Source organism: Flavobacterium sp. LHD-85, assembly GCF_030929595.1.
Lineage (GTDB): Bacteria > Bacteroidota > Bacteroidia > Flavobacteriales > Flavobacteriaceae > Flavobacterium.
Genome location: NZ_JAVFVR010000001.1, coordinates 559583 through 578949 on the forward strand (window position 1 = coordinate 559583; position 19367 = coordinate 578949).

The window sequence follows — 19367 nt, forward strand, 5'->3', positions numbered from 1 at the left end:
TTTGATAGTATCAAATGATACTATCATGAAACCTCCTTACGACATTACACCCTTTATATTAAAACTAATAAGTTCCATATCTGAAAAAATCGGAGCATTGAACGCTGTTTATCTTGATAAGCATTCTCCAAAACTAAGAAAGCAAAATAGAATTAAAACGATACATTCTTCATTACAAATTGAAGGAAACACTTTAACAGAAGAACAAATAACAGCATTAATTGAAAATAAGAGAGTAATTGGCCCTCAAAAAGATGTCTTAGAAGTTTTAAATGCAATTAAAGTTTACGAAGATTTAGAAAAATATAAGTCGACTTCTTCTCAAAGCTTTTTAAGTGCGCATCAGTCATTAATGCGAGATCTTATTCTTGATGCTGGAAAATATCGAAAACAAGGAGTTGGAATTGTGAAAGGAACCGAAGTTGCTCATATAGCTCCTCCTTACGAAAATGTTCCTTTTTTAATGAATGATCTATTTGAATATTTAAAAAACAAAGATGAACTAACCTTAATAAAAAGTTGTGTCTTTCACTATGAAATGGAATTTATTCATCCTTTTTTAGACGGAAACGGCAGGATGGGAAGATTATGGCAAACGGTCATTCTAATGGAAGAATATCCTGTTTTTGAATTTTTGCCTTTTGAAACATTGATAAGTAAAACACAAGACAGTTATTATAAATCTCTGGCTATGAGTGACAGTAGCGGTAAATCAACTCATTTTATCGAGTATATGCTAGATGTGATAAATAAATCATTAGAAAATCTTCTTAATTATGACAATAGAACGATAAAAGACATTGACAGGTTAGAATATTTTTATTCTCTAGGAATTAAGGAATTTACCCGAAAAGATTATATGCATATTTTTAAGGATATTTCTGCAGCTACTGCAAGCCGAGATTTAAAAAAAGGATTGTCACTAAAACTTTTTGATATTACCGGAAATCAGAGAACTGCCAAATACACCTTAATTAACTCTTAGCCTCCTATCAGTTAAAAAATATAAACATGAAAATTCAAAAAGCCACAATCGCGGACCTTCATGAAATGCAAGACTTGTTTGTCCAGACCATTCAGTCTGTTTGCAAAAACGATTATAATGCAGCTCAAAGAGAAGCTTGGATTTCTGGCGTCAAAAATACAGAACGTTGGATTACCGTTATCGAAACACAGTATGTTTTATTAGCGATAATTGAAAACAAAATTGCAGGTTTCGCAACTTTAAAAGATGGAGATTACATTGATTTCTTTTATATTCATAAAGATTTTCAACGACAAGGAATCGCAAATAAACTTTTAGTTGCATTAGAAGTAGAAGCCAAAAATCAGCATTCAAAAATTATAACTTCGGATATTAGCATAACCGCAAAACCTTTTTTTGAAAAGAAAGGATTTGTTGTAAAAGCAGAACAGAAAAATATTCGCTTGGGCGTTGAACTAATTAACTTTAAGATGGAAAAAGAATTGTAAAATTTTGTTTCAAGTTTCAGGTTTCAAGTTAAGCTGGATCTTGAAACCTGAAACTTGAAACAAAAAACTAAGCAAGTTTCGGATTTTTTACCTGCCAAAACCGATCGATCTTTGCCTTATAAAATGGAAGAAAAATGAACACACAAGAAACCATTAATTATAACCGTATTGCAGAAGCGATCGATTATATCAAAGCAAATTTTAAAGATCAGCCCAATCTTGATGAGGTTGCAGAAAAAGTACATCTAAGTCCGTTTCATTTTCAGAGACTTTTTAGCGAATGGGCAGGAACGAGTCCGAAGAAGTTTTTACAATATACAAGCATCGAACACGCCAAAAAATTACTCAAAGAAAATCAAGCAACCGTTTCTGAAACTGCTTTTGAAACAGGATTATCAGGAACAAGCCGTCTTCATGATTTATTTGTAAATATTGAAGGAATGACACCTGCCGAATATAAAAACGGAGGAAAAAATCTTGAAATAAATTACAGTTTTGCCGAAAGCCCATTTGGGAATATTATCGTTGCATCGACTTCAAAAGGCGTTTGTTTTATGGCTTTCGCCGAAGATGAAATCACTGGATTTATTGCCTTGAAAGATAAATTCCCGAATGCTCAATTTTCTAAAAAGCTGGATTTATCTCAGCAAAATGCATTATTCATTTTTCAGAATGATTGGAGCAAATTATCTGAAATAAAACTGCATTTAAAAGGAACCGATTTTCAACTGAAAGTTTGGGAAGCTTTACTAAAAATTCCGATGGGACAGCTTTCTACTTATGGTTCAATTGCGCATCAAATTCAAAAACCAAATGCTTCTCGAGCCGTCGGAACCGCAATTGGCAGCAATCCTGTTGCGTTTTTAATTCCGTGCCATCGCGTGATTCAGTCTACGGGAACTTTTGGCGGTTATATGTGGGGAAATACCAGAAAAACAGCCATTATTGGTTGGGAAGGTGCGCATGTAAATCCATAATTTAAGCCACGACCCGAACAAAAAAACAATTCCAAAACCGCAAGTTTCGGATTTTTTACCCTTTCCTATTTTAGAAACTTTGCATTCTAAAATCATACGAAATGGAAAAACTAAAAAACAAAACTGCTTTTATTACAGGCGGAACCAACGGAATGGGTTTTGCAACTGCTCAGGAATTTATCAATAATGGAGCAAAAGTAATTATAACGGGACGTAGTGAAAAGACAGTAAATAAAGCCGTTGAAGAATTAGGAAAAAATGCAATCGGAATTGTTTCGAACGCAGGACAGTTATCAGACATTTTCGAAATTCAAAATCAGATAAAAAAGCATGCTGATAAAATTAATATTCTGTTTGTAAATGCTGGATATGGAAAATTCAATTCTATTGAAAATGTAACAATCCAAGAATTTGATGAGGTTTTTGATATGTTGGTTAAAGGAACTTTTTTTACCGTACAGCAGGTTTTGCCATTAATGCCTGAAGGAAGTTCGATTATTTTAAATACTACTTTTTTAACCGATATCGGCCAGTCCAATATGTCAATTTATACAGCTGCAAAAGCTGCAATTCAATCTTTCATCAAAACTTTTGCGGCAGAATGTACTTCGAAAAAAATACGCGTAAACGGAATCAGTCCGGGTTATATCTCTACTAATATTTTCAATAATACTGGCATGAATCAGGAAAACATTAAAAATACAATTGACGCCGTTACGTCTACTCTTCCGTTTAAACGTTTTGGAGAACCTTCAGAAATTGCCAAAACAGCACTCTTTCTAGCTTCAGATGATGCTTCTTATATTCACGGAATTGAATTAAGAGTTGACGGCGGTTTATCAAAAACAAAATCATGAAAACAAAAATAGAATCTCTAAATTGGGAAAACATCACAGAATCTATGCACGAAAATGGATTTGCAATTATTCCAAAAGTGCTTAACAACGAACAATGCGAAGATTTAAAATTCGATTATGATAATCCAAATTTATATAGAAAAACCGTCTTAATGGAACGCTACCGATTTGGTTTAGGCGAATACAAATATTTCAATTATCCGCTTCCAGATTTAATTCAGAACATTCGATCTGCAATCTATCCGAAATTAGCACCAATCGCAAATGCATGGATGAAAGCCTTAAATATTGATACAGTATTTCCAATAAAACATGCAGATTTGCTAAAACAATGCCATGACAATAATCAACTGAAAGCTACAGTTTTAATTCTAAAATATGGCAAAAGCGGTTTTAATACTTTGCATCAGGATTTGTATGGCGATATTTATTTCCCCATTCAAATTGTGCTTTTTCTAAATGAACCAGATGAAGATTTTACTGGTGGTGAATTTGTTTTAACACAGCAAACTCCAAGAGCTCAATCTAAAGCGATTGTTTTGAAACCCAAAAAAGGAGATATTTTAATTTTTGCAACCAATTTCAGACCTGTAAAAGGTTCAAAAGACTATTATCGTGTGAATATGAAACATGGAGTAAGTGAAGTTCGATCTGGTGAAAGATATACGTTAGGAATTATTTTTCATGATGCGTTAAATTAAGGTGCAAAGGTACAGAGGCGCAAAGATGCAAAGGTTTCAAAACAACGTATATCTGTAGAGACGCACCGCAGTGCGTCTACACAAAGATTGTCGATAAAGATTGTGGAAATACATGACGTTAGACGCACTGCGGTGCGTCTCTACAGAATAAAATATCTATAAAAATAAATGGTAAAACATATTGAAATTTCAGATTCAGATCTTCGTATTAAAATTAAAAATGCTGAAATTTGTTTCGGCGGCAATCAGAAATTAAAAATCTACGGAACGCTAAAATGTTCTTCGGGAAAAAGAATGAAACGGGAGAATCGTGTCTTCTTTTCCTCTGAAATAGATGCCAAACAAAATGGTTTCAGACCTTGCGGACATTGTATGAAATCGGAATATCAAAAATGGAAAAATGGACTTATTTAATCCTCAAACAGACGAAACAACCAATCTGCTTCCAAAAGATGGAACGGTGAATTATTACGGAAAATTATTTTCGCGAGCAGAGGCCGATTTCTACCGTGACATTTTATTAAATACAATTGAATGGAAAAATGACGAAGCTGTGATCTTCGGAAAATTAATTTTAACCAAACGAAAAGTCGCTTGGTACGGTGATCAAGAATTTGAATATACGTATTCAAATACCACCAAAAAAGCTCTGCCTTGGACATCTGAACTTTTGAAACTAAAAAAAATAATTGAAGAAAAAACAGGAGAAACTTTCAATTCTTGCCTGCTGAATTTATATCATACTGGCGAAGAAGGAATGGCTTGGCACAGTGATGCCGAAAAAGATTTAAAGAAAAATGGCGCAATTGGATCTGTAAGTTTTGGAGCAGAACGTAAGTTTGCATTTAAACATAAAGAGTCTAAAGAAACCGTTTCTCTGATTCTGGAACATGGAAGTTTGTTGGTTATGAAAGATGAAACACAAACGCATTGGCTTCATAGACTTCCTCCAACAAAAACAACTCAAAAACCCCGAGTAAATTTGACTTTTAGAACGATTGTGAGATAAAAATGTTACTTCTTTTTTGTGGCAACATTTTCATACGATCGTATTAAAGCATCTTCAAACATTTCGAGTCTTGCTCTTGAAAGTTCTACAATTGTCCAGCCTTGTTTTCCCCATTTATTTGGAACTTCGTAGAAAATCTTTTCGCTTGACGAACAAAAAACAGATTGATCGATTTCGTTTAATTTTAGAACGGCGTGATTATTTTTTTCGTCAAAAGTGGCAAAAATCTTCTTTTTGATTCGGAAAGAAGTTTTCTCAAAATGAGGTTCTTCTGTTGCATCTGGAAATGACATTGCTAACTTTCTAAATTCTTCAATTGAAACCATACTATCATTTTTAAGATTAAAATTTACTTCTTACCAGCCTTGATTCAGTCCGTTTTTAAGAACCTCATCGTATTTTTCTTTATCAAAAGAATATAAGTTTGGGGCTTTGTGCGCTACATTGCTTTTCTTCTCATCAAGCTTTGTAAGGATTCCAATATTAGTGATTTTACGTAAAAAGTTTCTACGATCTAAGTTTTTATCCAAAATCGTTTCATATAATTTCTGCAATTCTGGAATTGTAAATTTCTCTGGCAATAAATTATAGCCAATTGGCATTAAATTCAGTTCAATTCTTAAAGTATCTAGAGCTTTATCCAGAATTTCACGATGATCTAAAATAAGTTCAGGAACTTCTTTGTGATCAATCCATTCTACTATTTCATGTCTATTTGCAGGATTTGGAAGAATTTTCGAAAAATCTACCAAAGCATAATATCCAATCGTAACAAAACGGCGCAGAAGCCATTTTCCTTTTGCCTCTTCAATTTTAAGGTATTCAAGTGTTTTTTTATCAAAATGCTGTTTGTTACGATCAACTTTTCCAAAGGTTGCAAATTGTCTTAAAAAAACACCGTCAACACCGGTTCTGCTATTCAATACTGTGATTGCAGCCGTATCTATATCCTGATCTACCGGGATAAATCCGCCGGGTAAAGACCATTTATTGGCTCGCTCCACTTTAATCAATAAAACTTTTAGCTGATTATCATGAAAGCCAAAAATGACACAATCTATAGAAAGTCCAGGTTGGTAATTTTCGTTATTATCTATAATGTCTTTTAACATCAAAAATCTTTATAAAATTCTTTCTTTTAATAACTCTGCAATTTACTTCATTTTTATAAAACTTGGGTGTTTTTCTACAGAGATGATTTTCAATTAAAACAGAAGTGTTTAAACTACAATTTTAACGTAAATTTAAAATCAAATTTAAAAAAAATAAGTACATTGCGTCATAATAACACATTAATGGTTTTGATTGTTAAAATTCCAATCAAAAACAAAGAAAAATAATACAAACAACTACCATTTATCTTCAAAGTGAGTGTAGAAATTTAAATGTAGAAAGTTATGAATACCAATACTTTAAAAAATTTTAATCAAAAGATTAGAAGTAAAATTCTAAATTCTTTTGGGTTTGTTTCTAAAACATATCTTTTAGAAGCCTCGTTGAAATATAGTGAAGAACAAGAAAGAATTTTCAATGAGATGATTGTTGAAACTGACGCAAAAAACAAGAAAGCAAAACAAGAAGCTTTTGATAAAGCTTTGTATGCTTCTTATAAAGGAATTGGTGCTATGGATTTTGTAAATACTGTAATAAAATAACCTTGTCCCTGTTTATAATTTATAATTCAGCCTCACTTCGGTGAGGTTTTTTTTATTATAAATTTTACAATAAAATGAAAGAAAATGGTCATTTATTAGTTATTTTAGCTGTTTTAAAAGTAAGAATATACCCCTATAGAAAAAGTACATGGAAAACATCATTGAATCAGAAAGCTACAAAATTCAAAAACCAGAAAACTGGGCGCCTACAATTAACGACGATCAACTTATTGACTATATAAAAGAATCCGATTTCTCTAACAAACAAGTTGAAGAAGGACGAGATTTCTGTTACTTCTTGGACAAAATTTACTACACAAGCGATACCGAAAACAGCGAATATGCATGCGTTGCCTATACGCTTAACGAACCATCAAACCTAGAAAGCGCTTCGGTAAGAGATGTTGTTGTAGAAGAAAATGAAACTTACGTTATTCACCGAATCAGCGTTTTGAGAGATGGTGTTTTGATTAACAAAATTCAAGATACTAAAATTAAAGTTCTAGACAGCGAAAACCAAAGCGAAGGCGGTATTTTGAGCAGCAACAAAAAAGTAAATATTACGATTAAAGATTTGCGTCTTTATGATGTTTTAATTACAGAAGATTCGCGTACAAAGGTTTTTACAGATCGTGATTTTATGCGAAAAGAATTTCTGAAGTATGTGTATGTGACCCCGAGCACTTATTGGGCTTATGGCAAATACAAATTTTCTTTTATTAATGATAGAAAAGAAGCGATTACATATAAAAAAACATTCTTTAGAGATGAAGAAGGAAATGTTTTAGAACCAGAAATTAATTACCTGAAAAAAGGAGAACAATTTGTAATCGAAAAAGACAATTACATTAACTCTTTTGATGCCAACAGAGAAATTGCACCTTTTATTGATTTTGCTACAGACCGTAATTGGAATGATTTATCTAATTATATTTCTCCACTTTACGAAGAAATATACAATAAAGCTTCTCTAAAAGAATTTGCTCCAAACCTTGTTGAAAAACTGGATGCCATTGCAGATCAAGATGAGAAATTACAATTTGCCATTGACTATGTGCAAAATCACGTTTACTATATCTATAACGCTGATGAAATGAACGGCCACAAACCGCAAGAACCATCAGTAACTTATGAAAATAAACAAGGAGATTGTAAAGCAAAATCGGTTTTACTGAAAGTGGTTCTGGATTATATCGGTGTCGATGCTTCTGTGGTTTTGGTAAACTTCAATTCGGATCACTACATTAAATATTATCTTCCTTCCCTATTGACATTTAATCACGTTATTGTAAAAATCAATTACAAAGGTGGAACTTATTTTGTTGATGCTACTTCGAGAGATGAATTTGGATTAGTTGAAAATCGTGGCTACATCTATTTTATGCATTATCTGGAAGTAAAACCAAATCAGGAATTGCAGATTAAAGAGCCTTATAGATTTCCTTATTATGGCATAAATGAAAAAGCAGATTTTAGTGCTCAAAACAATACTGGAACACTAAAATTGGTTTCGACTTACAAAGGAAATCGCGCCAATTATATGCGTAAATATTTCAAAAACACGAACAAAAGAGAAATCATTGACAGTTGGAATAACTTCTTGTTCTATGCTTTAAATTATTCTAGCGATAGAAACGGAACCGATATCAGAACTATCTTTAAAGATGCGTCGATTGAAATTATAAGTGATGATAAAAAGTTGAACGAGTTTACGATTCAGTATAACACTTCGATCGAAAATCCATATTTTACCGATCCTGAAAAGAATCGCTTTTTAATGTATTTTGATAGAAATGTGGTTAAAAATTCGGCTCGTGACTTTATGCATAGCGATCTTTCTTTCTGGCATAATTTTGATAATGAAAAATACGAAATCAATTTAACAACAGATCAAAAAATAGATACTCAGGAAAAATATACTATTCAAGAAAGCACTATTGCAAATCCTTATTTTGATTTTACAAGCCGCAAAAAAGTAACCAAAAATGGCGCTTCTATTTATGTTGATTTTAAACCATTGATCAATCTAGAAATTCCAAGTGAAGATTTTGAAGATTTTAGAAATGCGCATCACGAAGTTGCAGACAGTAATTTCGGTATTGGAATCGATATTATTGAGGACGGCTTATTAAATATGCTGAAATATAGTTTTAAAAAACGCCTTAAATGAAATTTGACATAAAAAAAGCGGGATTTTAAAAATCCCGCTTTTTTATTTAATCCATCATGCTAAATTCTTTCAACACATAGAAACATAGTTAAAGGCTTAAATAAAAGGCGTTTCACTAGTTTTAATGCACATAGTTTTGCTATGTGTGGAAACTTGTTTCTTTTACTCTCTTTTGTACAACACAAAAATCTATATCTCTATGTGTTAAACAGTACTTTTTAATTTCACCCAATGGGCTAATTCAATAATTCAAAATCGGATTTTAATTTAATATCTGCTGATGAAGCTCCAATCATAACTTCGAAATCTCCTGGTTCAGCAACCCATTCTACTTTATTGTTATAGAAAGAAAGTTTCTCTTTGTCAATTGTAAATTCGATTGTTTTAGATTCTCCTGCATTTAATTTCACTTTTTGGAAATCTTTTAATTCTAAAACTGGTCTCACAACAGATCCAAATTTATCTTTCAGATACAACTGCACCACTTCTTCTCCAGCTACTTTTCCTGTATTTTTCAATTGGAAAGAAACTTTAATCGTTTCGTTGCTTTTTATTTTAGTTGAAGATAATTTCAAACCAGAATAATCAAACGTTGTGTAGCTCAAACCATATCCGAAAGGATATTTTGGAGAGTTTTTCAAGTCGATATAAGCTGAAACATAGTTTGTTGAGTTTTCATCTTTGGCTGGTCTTCCTGTACTAAAATGATTGTAATAAATTGGCACCTGCCCTACTTCTCTTGGGAAAGTCATTGGCAATTTCCCAGACGGATTGTAATCTCCAAATAAAACATTTGCAATTGCATTTCCAGCTTCAGTACCTAACCACCAAGTGTAAACAATTGCAGGAACATTATCTGCAGTCCAATTAAAAACTAAAGGTCTTCCTGCATTAATTAAAACAACAACTGGTTTCCCTGTTGCCTGAATTGCTTTTACTAAATCTTCCTGAACACCTGGCAAATGCAAGTCACTTCTACTTTTTGCTTCACCGCTCATGTCACGTCTTTCACCAATACTCAAGATTACAACATCTGCTTGTTTAGCTGTTGCAACAGCTTCTGCAAAACCATCTTTGTTAGTTCCTTCAATCTCACAACCTTTTGCATACAATAATTTAGTGTTTTTACCCACTTTATTTTGTAAACCATCCCATTGCGACACGATCCATTTATTGTAATCTACTTCTGGAAGTTCTACAGACCAAAAGCCCATGTTTTCTTTGTATTCTTTAACCATTGGTCCAATAAATGCAATTGTTTTTACATTTTTTGAAATTGGTAAAGTCTGGTTTTCATTCTTTAATAAAACAATACTTTTCTCCGCAACTTCAAGAGCTGCTTTTCTGTGTTCTGGATTGTTTAATGCTTTTTCTGCACGTTTTTCATCAGAATATCTGTAAGGATCGTCAAATAATCCTAACTCAAATTTCTTGCGAAGAATACGTCTTACTGCGTCATCAACCAAATCAATAGAAACTCTTCCTTCTTTTACTAACTCTGCTAAATTCTTGCGGTAAGCATTGCTTTCCATATCCATATCGCTTCCTGCTGTAATGGCAGAATATGCAGCTTCTTTAAGATCTTTAGAGTAACCGTGCGCCACCATTTCTCCAATTGATCCCCAGTCTGAAACTACGAAACCTTGAAAGTTCCATTTTCCTTTTAAGATATCTCTTTGCAAATGTGCATTTCCTGTTGCAGGAATTCCGTTAATATCGTTGAATGAATTCATAAATGTTGCAGCTCCTGCATCTAAAGCCGCTTTAAATGGCGGTAAATAGGTTTCCCATAACATTCTTTCGCTCATGTCTACAGAGTTGTAATCTCTTCCTCCAACTCCGGCTCCATAAGCAGCAAAGTGTTTAACGCAGGCCATAACTGAGTTTAAGTCTCCCAATTTATTTCCTTGAAAACCTTTTACTCTTGCATAAGCAATTTTAGAACCAAGATAAGTATCTTCTCCTGCTCCTTCCATTACACGTCCCCAACGAGGATCACGGCTAATATCTACCATTGGCGCAAATGTCCAGTGAATTCCGCTTGCTGATGCTTCGGTTGCCGCAACTCTTGCTGCCAATTCAATTGCTTGCAAATCCCAGCTTGCTGCTTCGGCTAACGGAAGTGGAAAAGTAGTTTTATAACCATGAATAACGTCCTGACCAAATAACAACGGAATTTTAAGTCTTGACTGCATCGCCAATTCCTGATATCCTCTGGTATATTTTGTTCCGATTACGTTTAGCATAGAACCAATTAAACCTGCTTTTATTTCAGCTTGTTTGTTTGGGTTTATCGTTATTGGTCCAGTTGCCTGATTGTCGCCAGTATACTGATTTAACTGACCAATTTTTTCTTCGATTGTCATTTTCTTCAACAGATCATTGACTTTCTGATCTATTGTCTGCTGCTGTGCCGACGCAAAAAGCGAAAGCATAAACAGCATAATTGTTGTTGTCTTTTTCATGTGTTTAAGTTGTTTACCAAACGTAAGTTGCTACTGCACCTGCGTTTAGAGTGGTTGTGGTTTGTTTTTGGTTGTATTTAATATTAAATGTTGCAGCTGAAGCTCCGTCATTTTCTACAATTAAAACGGTTTGTCCTGAAGGAGTTTTGAAAGCCAAATTGTATAAGCTTCCCGCAATATTACTTCCAATTCTTACCGAACCTTCTGGAACAAATTTAGAAGCATGCCCGATGATATAATATCCTACTTCTCTTTTGATATTTTGATTTTGATCAATCATTAAAGCACCTTTACAAGTTGAGCATCCTCCTGGTGTGAAAGGTTTGTAGAACTCATCATTTGCCAATCCCCACGAAAGTGCATTTTTACTCCAGTTTCTCATAGAACCAATTACTACATTTTTTACGCTCCATTTCAAGTCAGTTTCAAAATTAGTTCCTGAACCTGTGTATTGTTCGGTAAAATACAAATCTTTATTTGGAAATTCGTTATGAACAGTAGTCAAAGCGCTAATATCTCCTTCGTACAAGTGAAAAGCTGATCCTGTTACAAACGGATTTGCTTTTGGATCTCTTAAAATCGTCAAAGGATATTCTGGTTTGTTGCAATTGTGATCGTAAACAATAATTTTGGTTTTGATTCCTGCTTTCGCGAAAGCGGGACCTAAATGATTCCCAATAAAATCTGCCTGCTGTTCTGCCAACATTAATAAACTTGGATTGTTTCCTGGGTGCAATGGCTCGTTTTGAGGCGTAATCGCATCAATAACAATTCCGTGCGATTTCATTGCTTGAATGTATTTTACAAAATACTGCGCATAAACTCCATAGTATTTTGGCTGTAAGCTTCCGCCTTTTGAGCTTCCGTTATCTTTCATCCAAACTGGAGGCGACCACGGAGAACCCATTATTTTGATTTTAGGATTTATGGCTAAAATCTCTTTTAAAACCGGAATAACATCGTTTAAATCTGGACCAAGATTGAAATGCTCCAAATTCATATCTGTTTGTCCTTCTGGCATATCATCATACGAAAAAACTTTTTCATTCAAATCTGATGCTCCAATACTTATTCTTAAATAACTTAGACCAATTGCATTGTCTTTTCTTGAAAATAATTCCTGAAGTAATGCTTCTCTTTTTGCCTTATCCAATTTTTTGATAGCCTGAGCGCTTCCTCCTGTTAGCGAGAATCCAAAACCTTCTATGGTTTGAAATTTCTCTGCTGGATTTACTTCAATGGTCTGATTTGAATTTGTTTCTGAACTAAAAGCCAAATCAGTTTGTTTTTTAAGTTTTGAAGTTTCATCTGTAGTAGTAATCCAAGATTCTACTTTTCCAGAATTGGCAGTAACACTTTTTGAAGATCCGCAATTGAACTGCATCGCAATTAACGGCAGTAAAACCAGGATTTGAAGTTTTTTGTTGATGTTTTTCATTTTTAATCTATTTCTATTAAGACAGGCAAATGATCCGACGGATATTTTAAATCTTTAGAATCACTTAACACTGCGTGTTTTTGAACTTTTAAACCGCTATTTTTTGAAATAAAAATGTAGTCTAATAATAATGTTACGGGTTCATTGTGTTTGAAATCATTGAAAGTTCCTGAAGGACCAAAAGGTTTCTCTATTGAAACGTCTCTTGTATCATTCATCACATTTTTGATTTCTTTAATCTGTTTTGTATCTGGCTCTGAGTTGAAATCACCCATTAAAAAAGCTGGATAATTTTTAGTATTTAGTTCCTTAATTTTAGAAAGAGCAAGCTGTACGCCTTTCACTCTCGCTTCTTCACCCATATGATCCAAATGCAGATTGAAAACCCAAAATATTTTTTTAGTTTTTAAATCTTTAAAAAGTCCGTATGTGCAAACTCTGTTACATGCCGCATCCCAACCTCTTGACACCACATTTGGAGTTTCAGACAACCAGAAAGTGTTAGATTGTTCGACTTTAAAACGATCTTTTTTATAATAAATCGTACAGGCTTCTCCCAATCCGCCTTCTTCTCTTCCTACTCCAAATCTGCTATAATTTGGCAAAGCCGATGCAATGTCTAAAACTTGATTTGGTGTTGCTTCTTGAACTCCAAAAACATCTGGACTGTAAAACCCAATTTGAGAGGTAAAATAATCCTTTCGTTTTGGCCACGCATTTTCTCCATCTGAAGCAACATCCAAACGGATATTATAAGTCATAATTTTTAAATTCTGACCATAAAATGAGTTCACGGCTAAAAGCAGCATTACTGCAAAAACAAGTTTGTTTATCTTTTTCATGTTAAAAAATTTTAATCTTGTAAATCTAGTGTTTACGGGACTTTAAAGAAAAAAATTTATTTAAAAGTTATGTTAATTGTACACTCTTACGTAATCAATTTCGTAAGTAGCACTTTTAAAATTTGGATCTACAGTTCCTCCAAAATTTCCTCCCATTGCTAAATTTAGAATCACAAAGAATTTGGCATTAAATGGAGTTGTGCTTGAGTTTTTATACGTGTAAAATAAATTATCGTCTACATAAAATTTGATGTTTTCGGCATCCCATTCGGCAGCGTAAATATGAAACTCAGTTGTCGAATTTGCAGCTGTTGTTGTTTTGGTGTCTGGCGTATTTCCTGAACGCCCTGGAGAATGCAGTGACGAATGGATCACATTTGGATTATTTCCAACTGATTCTAAAATGTCAATTTCTCCACATAACGGCCAACCTGCAGTATCAATATTATCTCCCAACAGCCAGAAAGCAGGCCAAGTACCTCCACCAACTGGCAATTTGGCACGAACTTCTGCTCTTCCATATTTAAAAGAAAATTTACCTCTCGTCAGCATTCTTGTAGAAGTATATTGGTTTCCTTGGTAAGCTTCTTTGATTGCTGTGATTTTCAAAAGACCACCTTCGATTTTTACATTTTCAGATCGGTTTGTGTAATATTGTAATTCGTTATTCCCAAAACCATTTCCATTTCCTAAATCATACCCCCATTTTGAAGTATCTGGTGCTCCATCGGTATTAAATTCGTCTGACCAGATTAATTTTCTGGCTACGAAAATATTTACTGTAGTAGAAGTATTAGTATATTTTATTCCATTAAATGCCGTAACATCAATCGTATAAGTTTTGGTTCCTGGCTGAGTAAACTCATAAGAAAAATTGCTGGTTGTAAACTCTTTTGTTTCATTGTTTACTACTATTTTATATGACTTTGCATTAGAAGCGTCGATCTTTAAATTAATTTTTCCGCTTCCGTCTCCATTTGGCATTTCAGCAGTTTTACCAACTACATCGACTTGTACAGAAATTTTATCAGGAGCTACGACAGGAGTATCAGTAGTATCATTATTACTGCTGCAAGACTGGAATACAAACAATAGGATTAAAGTAAATGCTCCTGCTTTATTTGCGAGATTGATTATTTTCATCTTTTTATTATTTAAATGGTTTCGTTAATAAATTGAATATCAAGATAAATATTATTTCTACTACTTTTTGTTTTTTGTTAATAACAAAAAAAATCAGATTAAAAAGAGTTTTTAAATTGAACTCTTTATTAGATTATTTCCAAGTATAAGTTCCAACAGATCCTCCTTCAAGTGAAGTTGTAACCCATTTTCCGTTAAATTTAATATTGAAAGTTTCTGTTGCAGCACCATCATTTTCAACAATTAATACTTTAGAGCCCGAAGGCGTAATAAAAGCAACATTTTGCAAATTGCCAGCTGAATTACTTTCAATTCTAGTTGATCCCATTGGAACAAATTTTGAAGCATGTGCAATAATATAATACGCTACATTACGCTCAAAACTGTTATTAGAAGTTATGGTTATAGCACCTTTGCACATCTCACAGCCTCCATCTGTATGAGGACCAAAATTTGCATTGTTAGCCAAATTCCATTCTAATGCATTTTTACTGTAATTTCTCATCGATCCGATAATTACATTTCGAAGATGCCATTTTAAATCGCCATCAAATTTCCCATCAGAAGAAGTCCATTGTTCTGTAAAATAGACATTTTTGGTCGGGTATGAATTATACACATCTGTTAGTGCACTGATATCTCCAGCATATAAATGAAAAGCCGATCCGTCTACAAACGGAGAGGCATCTGCATCTGCCAAAATTGTTTTTGGATAATTTGGATTATCGCAATTGTGATCGTAGGCAATAATCTTCACACTTAGATTTGCTGCCTTAAATGCTGGCCCCAAACCATTTTTTATGAAACTTGCCTGATCAGCCGCAGACATATACATGCTTGGGTTGTTTCCGTCATGTAAAGGTTCGTTTTGAGGAGTTACAGCATCAATTGTAATTCCTTCTGCTTTCATTTGCTGAATGTATTTTACAAAATACTTAGCGTAGACATTGTAATATTCTGGCTTCAGTTTTCCGCCTTTAAAACTAGCAACATCTTTCATCCAAATTGGTGCAGACCAAGGTGTTGCTAAGATTAGAATTTTAGGATTAATCGCCAAAATTTCTTTCAGCATGGCAATTAGATTTTTGTCTTTTTCTAAACTAAATTTATCTAAATTTAAATCTGTTTCTCCAGTTGCAAGATCATTATAAGTAAAAGGCGCTGCACTTAAATCTGAAGCCCCAATACTGATTCTAATATAACTTACTCCTATTGCGTTTTCTCCAGAACCAAATAACTCCTGCAAAAGAGCAGTTCTTTTTGTCGCATTTAATTGGTTAATAACATCTACGCTCCCTCCTGTCAAAGTATATCCAAAACCATCAATAGTTTGATATTTTTGTGTATCCTTAACTTCAATGTTTGCATATGTATTTGCTGTTGTGCCAAATCCTAATATTACGGATTGTTTTTCCAACAAAGCACTCTGATTGCCCTTTGTGAGCCAGAAATCAACATCTTTTGTAACTTCTACTGGAGGATTTACCACTGGCGGATCTATAGGCGGATTTTCTACCGGATCACTTGAAGAGGAACATTTAACCTGAGCCAATACGACCACCATACAGCAAAACGCTTTTATAGTATTCTTTAAATTAAACTTCATTTTCTGTGGTTTTTAGTTAGTTGGGCAATTAGTATACAATAGTTTGTATTGCATGTGCCGGAATTGTAATCGTCGTTTTTTCTTTTTGATTTTCTAAAGAATAAACAACCTCTTTTTCAGATTGATTCATTACAATCGTAATCAATTGTCCGTCAGAATTTTTAAAAGAAGTACTCAATAAAGATTTATCGCTTGTGGTTTCAAGTACTCTTTTTGCGTTTGGTCTAATGAATTTTGAGAAATGTCCAATATAATAATACATTGGAGTATAAATTAATTCATCTTTTGCAGTATCAGCATGGATTGGTGCAAAACAGAAATTACCAACGTGGTTAGGCCCTCCGTTCTGGTCTAAAAGAATATTCCAGTCTGTCCAGCCAACTGTTCCATTATTAAAATCATGAATCATATTGATTCCGTAACGTTCTGCATTTCCCCAAAACTGATATTTAGAAGCATCAAATTTTTCAATACATCCTTCTGTAAAAAGCAGATTTTTGTTTGGGAACGCTTCGTGAACTTTTGCCACAGACTCAAATTGAGGTGGGCCACCATTCCATGTTTCATACCAATGAAATCCAATTCCCCATGCGTATTTAGAAACTTCAGGATCTGAGAAAACAAGATTAGCTCTTTTGGTTAGCATATCTCCTCGATTATGATCCCAAATAATGACATTTTTAGAACTTAGTCCCTCTTTTTCTAAAGTTGGTCCTAGATGATTTTTAAGAAAATCTCTTTCTGCTTTTGGAGTATAAATGCATGATTCCCATCTTTGTTTGGCCATTGGTTCGTTCTGAACCGTTAATCCCCAGATTGGAATTCCTTCTTTTTCGTATTCTTTTATAAACTTGGCATAATACAATGCCCAAGCTGGAGCAAATTCAGGCAATAAAACGCCGCCGTGCAAAATATCATTATTGTCTTTCATGAAAGCTGGGGGACTCCAAGGACTGACAAATAGGGTTAGTTTCCCGCCGGCTGTTTCAATTGCTTTTTTGATTAAAGGAATTCTATATTTACGATCGTGGTTAATATTAAAAGTCTTTAGGTCTTTGTCTCCCTCAGAAATATAAGTGTAGCTGTCACTGCTGAAATCACAGCTGTGAATGTTTGTTCTCGCTAAAGAATATCCAATGCCCTTGTTTTTATCGTAATAGGCAGTTAAAAATTCCTGTTGTTTTTTTGGCGATAATTTGGCAAAAACTTCTGCACTGGCATCTGTAATTGCTCCTCCGATTCCTAGGAAGGTTTGGTCTGTTTTTTCAGTATTTACTAGAATAGATACTGTTGAGTTTTTTTGTTGTTTAGTGTTGTTTTTTGAAATTAAATCATTTGATAACGACAATTTCAAATTGGTGTTTTCGGCTGTAGTATAAACCTTTATTTTATTATTTTTTTGAGCTGTTATTTTTGAAGTAAAACAGCTTAATTGCATTAAGACAAAGGCTGATAAAAATATTTGAGTGGTAACTTTCATGCTGCTTAAAAAATCGTTTTAAAAATTAAAAGCAAAGAGAAGACTAAAATGGATGATTCAAATTAGTCCTCTTCATTACTTTACTACAAAATATTAATAAACAAGTGTTTGTATAGCGTGCGGCGGAATTTTCACTTCTGCCTTTTTATCTCCAATAATCAAATTGTAGGTAAGGTCGTTTGCCGATTGGTTCATAACGATAGTCGCCATGGTTCCGTCAGCATTTAAAAAAGAGGTGCTCAATAAAGCACTTTTGCTTACTGCAGTGCTTACTCGCACAGCATCCAGACGGATAAACTTTGAAAAGTGTCCGATGTAATAATACGATGGTGTGTAGATTAATTCGCCTGTTGTAGTATCTGCGTGAATTGGTGCAAAACAGAAATTTCCAACATGATTTGGCCCACCGTTCTGATCTAGAAGAATATTCCAATCTGTCCAAGCAACCGTTCCGTTATTAAAATCATGAATCATGTTAGTGCCGTAACGTTCTGCATTACCCCAAAACTGATATTTTGATGCATCAAATTTTTCGATGCAACCTTCAGTAAACATCAATTTTTTATCCGGATAAGCTTCATTTACTTTTCCAACATTATTAAACATTGGCGCTCCGCCCGACCAAGTTTCGTACCAATGGAATCCCATTCCCCAAACATACTTTGATGCTTCTGGATCTGAGTAAATTACGTTGGCACGGTAATTCATTAAATCACGGTTATGATCCCAAACAATAATTTTTTTATTGCCAAGGTTTTCTTTTTTCAAAGTTGGTCCAAGATAATTTTTGATGAAATCTCTTTCGGCTTCAGCTGTGTAAATACAAGATTCCCAAGTCTGAACCGCCATTGGTTCATTTTGTGTAGAAGTTCCCCAAATCGGAATTCCTTCTTTTTCGTAGGCTTTAATAAATTTCACATAAAAGTTGGCCCAAGTCTGGTAATATTCAGGAAGCAAAGTTCCTCCTTTTAATACATTTTTATTGCTTTTCATAAAAGCATTTGGTGACCAAGGCGCAGCGTATGTTGTCAATTTTCCACCTGCTTTCTGAATGGCTTGTTTTATTAAAGGAATACGATATTGCCTGTCATGGTCAATAGAAAAAGTCTTCAGGTCTTTGTCTCCTTCTTCGATATAAGAATAGCTTCCACTGCTAAAATCAGAACTTTGAATTGTTGTTCTTAGCAAAGAATAGCCTATTCCTTTTTGTGTATCGTAATAAGCATTTAAGAATTCTGCTTGTTTTTCTTTTGAAAGTTTAGCAAATATTTCGGCGCTAGCATCTGTAATTGCTCCTCCGATTCCCATAAAAGTCTGAAACTTTTTGGCTGGCTGTACAAAAACAGAAGTTTCTGTTTCTAAAGGCTGTTTTGCAGCAGAAAAAGTCAAATTATCTGTAGTGGTTAATCGTAACTTTGAGTTTTCTGCAGTAGTATAAACGGTTATTTTTTTGCCGTTGGTTGTAAACTCTTTTTTTGTTTTTGGCTGTTGTGCAAAAGCTGCTGCAGCAAACAAAAGGCATAAAATTTTTAGGCTATTTTTTTTCATTCG

General features: G+C 33.8%; 18 protein-coding genes. 9 read left to right on the plus strand and 9 right to left on the minus strand.

What is annotated here, in order from left to right; all coding sequences use genetic code 11:
• Nucleotides 1-25: 25 nt before the first annotated feature.
• The 7 genes from RB618_RS02475 (at nucleotide 26) to RB618_RS02505 (ending at nucleotide 5017) form a co-directional block, all read left to right on the plus strand.
• Nucleotides 26-985 (plus strand): Fic family protein, encoded by a 960-nt coding sequence (locus RB618_RS02475; RefSeq protein ID WP_308067834.1) that lies wholly within the window; start codon nucleotides 26-28, stop codon nucleotides 983-985.
• 26 nt (nucleotides 986-1011) lie between these two features.
• The gene (locus tag RB618_RS02480) at nucleotides 1012-1473 is read left to right on the plus strand and encodes a GNAT family N-acetyltransferase (RefSeq protein ID WP_308067325.1); all 462 of its coding nucleotides are present in this window, start codon (nucleotides 1012-1014) and stop codon (nucleotides 1471-1473) included.
• A gap of 134 nt (nucleotides 1474-1607) precedes the next feature.
• Entirely contained in the window at nucleotides 1608-2450 is an 843-nt protein-coding gene (locus tag RB618_RS02485) for a methylated-DNA--[protein]-cysteine S-methyltransferase (RefSeq protein WP_308067326.1), read from the plus strand.
• Between the two features lie 101 nt (nucleotides 2451-2551).
• A complete protein-coding gene (locus RB618_RS02490) occupies nucleotides 2552-3307 on the plus strand; it encodes an SDR family oxidoreductase (protein WP_308067327.1) in 756 nt (251 codons plus the stop codon).
• Complete coding sequence (locus tag RB618_RS02495; RefSeq protein ID WP_308067328.1) at nucleotides 3304-4008, plus strand: 2OG-Fe(II) oxygenase; 705 nt, start codon at nucleotides 3304-3306, stop codon at nucleotides 4006-4008. Before RB618_RS02490 ends, RB618_RS02495 begins: the two co-directional genes overlap by 4 nt.
• A gap of 168 nt (nucleotides 4009-4176) precedes the next feature.
• A complete protein-coding gene (locus RB618_RS02500) occupies nucleotides 4177-4422 on the plus strand; it encodes an Ada metal-binding domain-containing protein (protein ID WP_308067329.1) in 246 nt (81 codons plus the stop codon).
• Complete coding sequence (locus RB618_RS02505; protein WP_308067330.1) at nucleotides 4409-5017, plus strand: alpha-ketoglutarate-dependent dioxygenase AlkB; 609 nt, start codon at nucleotides 4409-4411, stop codon at nucleotides 5015-5017. Before RB618_RS02500 ends, RB618_RS02505 begins: the two co-directional genes overlap by 14 nt.
• Before the next feature lie 5 nt (nucleotides 5018-5022).
• On the opposite strand, the gene RB618_RS02510 is transcribed toward RB618_RS02505, so the two are convergent.
• Both RB618_RS02510 and RB618_RS02515 read right to left on the minus strand, forming a co-directional pair.
• Nucleotides 5023-5343 carry an MmcQ/YjbR family DNA-binding protein gene (locus tag RB618_RS02510; RefSeq protein WP_308067331.1) on the minus strand — a complete coding sequence of 107 codons (321 nt, stop codon included), beginning with the start codon at nucleotides 5341-5343 and terminating at the stop codon, nucleotides 5023-5025.
• A gap of 30 nt (nucleotides 5344-5373) precedes the next feature.
• Nucleotides 5374-6129 carry an NUDIX domain-containing protein gene (locus RB618_RS02515; protein ID WP_308067332.1) on the minus strand — a complete coding sequence of 252 codons (756 nt, stop codon included), beginning with the start codon at nucleotides 6127-6129 and terminating at the stop codon, nucleotides 5374-5376.
• A 285-nt stretch (nucleotides 6130-6414) separates the two neighbouring features.
• Between RB618_RS02515 and RB618_RS02520 the strand changes: the two genes are divergently transcribed.
• Nucleotides 6415-6672 carry a hypothetical protein gene (locus RB618_RS02520; RefSeq protein ID WP_111426170.1) on the plus strand — a complete coding sequence of 86 codons (258 nt, stop codon included), beginning with the start codon at nucleotides 6415-6417 and terminating at the stop codon, nucleotides 6670-6672.
• Between the two features lie 148 nt (nucleotides 6673-6820).
• Complete coding sequence (locus RB618_RS02525) at nucleotides 6821-8842, plus strand: hypothetical protein (RefSeq protein ID WP_308067333.1); 2022 nt, start codon at nucleotides 6821-6823, stop codon at nucleotides 8840-8842.
• Between the two features lie 236 nt (nucleotides 8843-9078).
• Here RB618_RS02525 and bglX read toward each other — a convergent pair whose 3' ends face one another.
• The 7 genes from bglX to RB618_RS02560 form a co-directional block, all read right to left on the minus strand.
• Nucleotides 9079-11307 carry a beta-glucosidase BglX gene (gene bglX / locus RB618_RS02530; protein WP_308067334.1) on the minus strand — a complete coding sequence of 743 codons (2229 nt, stop codon included), beginning with the start codon at nucleotides 11305-11307 and terminating at the stop codon, nucleotides 9079-9081.
• A 13-nt stretch (nucleotides 11308-11320) separates the two neighbouring features.
• Complete coding sequence (locus tag RB618_RS02535) at nucleotides 11321-12745, minus strand: glycoside hydrolase family 30 beta sandwich domain-containing protein (protein ID WP_308067335.1); 1425 nt, start codon at nucleotides 12743-12745, stop codon at nucleotides 11321-11323.
• 2 nt (nucleotides 12746-12747) lie between these two features.
• On the minus strand, nucleotides 12748-13587 hold the full coding sequence (locus tag RB618_RS02540; protein WP_308067336.1) for an endonuclease/exonuclease/phosphatase family protein: 840 nt from the start codon (nucleotides 13585-13587) through the stop codon (nucleotides 12748-12750).
• Between the two features lie 72 nt (nucleotides 13588-13659).
• Nucleotides 13660-14730: a glycoside hydrolase family 16 protein gene (locus RB618_RS02545; protein ID WP_308067337.1), complete on the minus strand. Its 1071-nt coding sequence runs from the start codon at nucleotides 14728-14730 to the stop codon at nucleotides 13660-13662.
• Between the two features lie 133 nt (nucleotides 14731-14863).
• Nucleotides 14864-16336: a glycoside hydrolase family 30 beta sandwich domain-containing protein gene (locus RB618_RS02550; protein ID WP_308067338.1), complete on the minus strand. Its 1473-nt coding sequence runs from the start codon at nucleotides 16334-16336 to the stop codon at nucleotides 14864-14866.
• A gap of 28 nt (nucleotides 16337-16364) precedes the next feature.
• A complete protein-coding gene (locus RB618_RS02555; protein WP_308067339.1) occupies nucleotides 16365-17816 on the minus strand; it encodes a glycoside hydrolase family 30 protein in 1452 nt (483 codons plus the stop codon).
• A 93-nt stretch (nucleotides 17817-17909) separates the two neighbouring features.
• Complete coding sequence (locus RB618_RS02560) at nucleotides 17910-19364, minus strand: glycoside hydrolase family 30 protein (RefSeq protein WP_308067340.1); 1455 nt, start codon at nucleotides 19362-19364, stop codon at nucleotides 17910-17912.
• Nucleotides 19365-19367 lie beyond the last annotated feature (3 nt).

Bases quoted from the DNA above. Each gene is read 5' to 3' on its own strand.
- RB618_RS02555 (WP_308067339.1), bottom strand. From the start codon at position 17,816: ATGAAAGTTACCACTCAAATATTTTTATCAGCCTTTGTCTTAATGCAA.
- RB618_RS02495 (WP_308067328.1), top strand. From the start codon at position 3,304: ATGAAAACAAAAATAGAATCTCTAAATTGGGAAAACATCACAGAATCT.
- RB618_RS02490 (WP_308067327.1), top strand. From the start codon at position 2,552: ATGGAAAAACTAAAAAACAAAACTGCTTTTATTACAGGCGGAACCAAC.
- RB618_RS02485 (WP_308067326.1), top strand. From the start codon at position 1,608: ATGAACACACAAGAAACCATTAATTATAACCGTATTGCAGAAGCGATC.
- RB618_RS02520 (WP_111426170.1), top strand. From the start codon at position 6,415: ATGAATACCAATACTTTAAAAAATTTTAATCAAAAGATTAGAAGTAAA.
- RB618_RS02550 (WP_308067338.1), bottom strand. From the start codon at position 16,336: ATGAAGTTTAATTTAAAGAATACTATAAAAGCGTTTTGCTGTATGGTG.
- RB618_RS02510 (WP_308067331.1), bottom strand. From the start codon at position 5,343: ATGGTTTCAATTGAAGAATTTAGAAAGTTAGCAATGTCATTTCCAGAT.
- RB618_RS02525 (WP_308067333.1), top strand. From the start codon at position 6,821: ATGGAAAACATCATTGAATCAGAAAGCTACAAAATTCAAAAACCAGAA.
- RB618_RS02515 (WP_308067332.1), bottom strand. From the start codon at position 6,129: ATGTTAAAAGACATTATAGATAATAACGAAAATTACCAACCTGGACTT.
- RB618_RS02500 (WP_308067329.1), top strand. From the start codon at position 4,177: ATGGTAAAACATATTGAAATTTCAGATTCAGATCTTCGTATTAAAATT.
- bglX (WP_308067334.1), bottom strand. From the start codon at position 11,307: ATGAAAAAGACAACAACAATTATGCTGTTTATGCTTTCGCTTTTTGCG.
- RB618_RS02545 (WP_308067337.1), bottom strand. From the start codon at position 14,730: ATGAAAATAATCAATCTCGCAAATAAAGCAGGAGCATTTACTTTAATC.
- RB618_RS02505 (WP_308067330.1), top strand. From the start codon at position 4,409: ATGGACTTATTTAATCCTCAAACAGACGAAACAACCAATCTGCTTCCA.
- RB618_RS02560 (WP_308067340.1), bottom strand. From the start codon at position 19,364: ATGAAAAAAAATAGCCTAAAAATTTTATGCCTTTTGTTTGCTGCAGCA.
- RB618_RS02535 (WP_308067335.1), bottom strand. From the start codon at position 12,745: ATGAAAAACATCAACAAAAAACTTCAAATCCTGGTTTTACTGCCGTTA.
- RB618_RS02540 (WP_308067336.1), bottom strand. From the start codon at position 13,587: ATGAAAAAGATAAACAAACTTGTTTTTGCAGTAATGCTGCTTTTAGCC.
- RB618_RS02475 (WP_308067834.1), top strand. From the start codon at position 26: ATGAAACCTCCTTACGACATTACACCCTTTATATTAAAACTAATAAGT.
- RB618_RS02480 (WP_308067325.1), top strand. From the start codon at position 1,012: ATGAAAATTCAAAAAGCCACAATCGCGGACCTTCATGAAATGCAAGAC.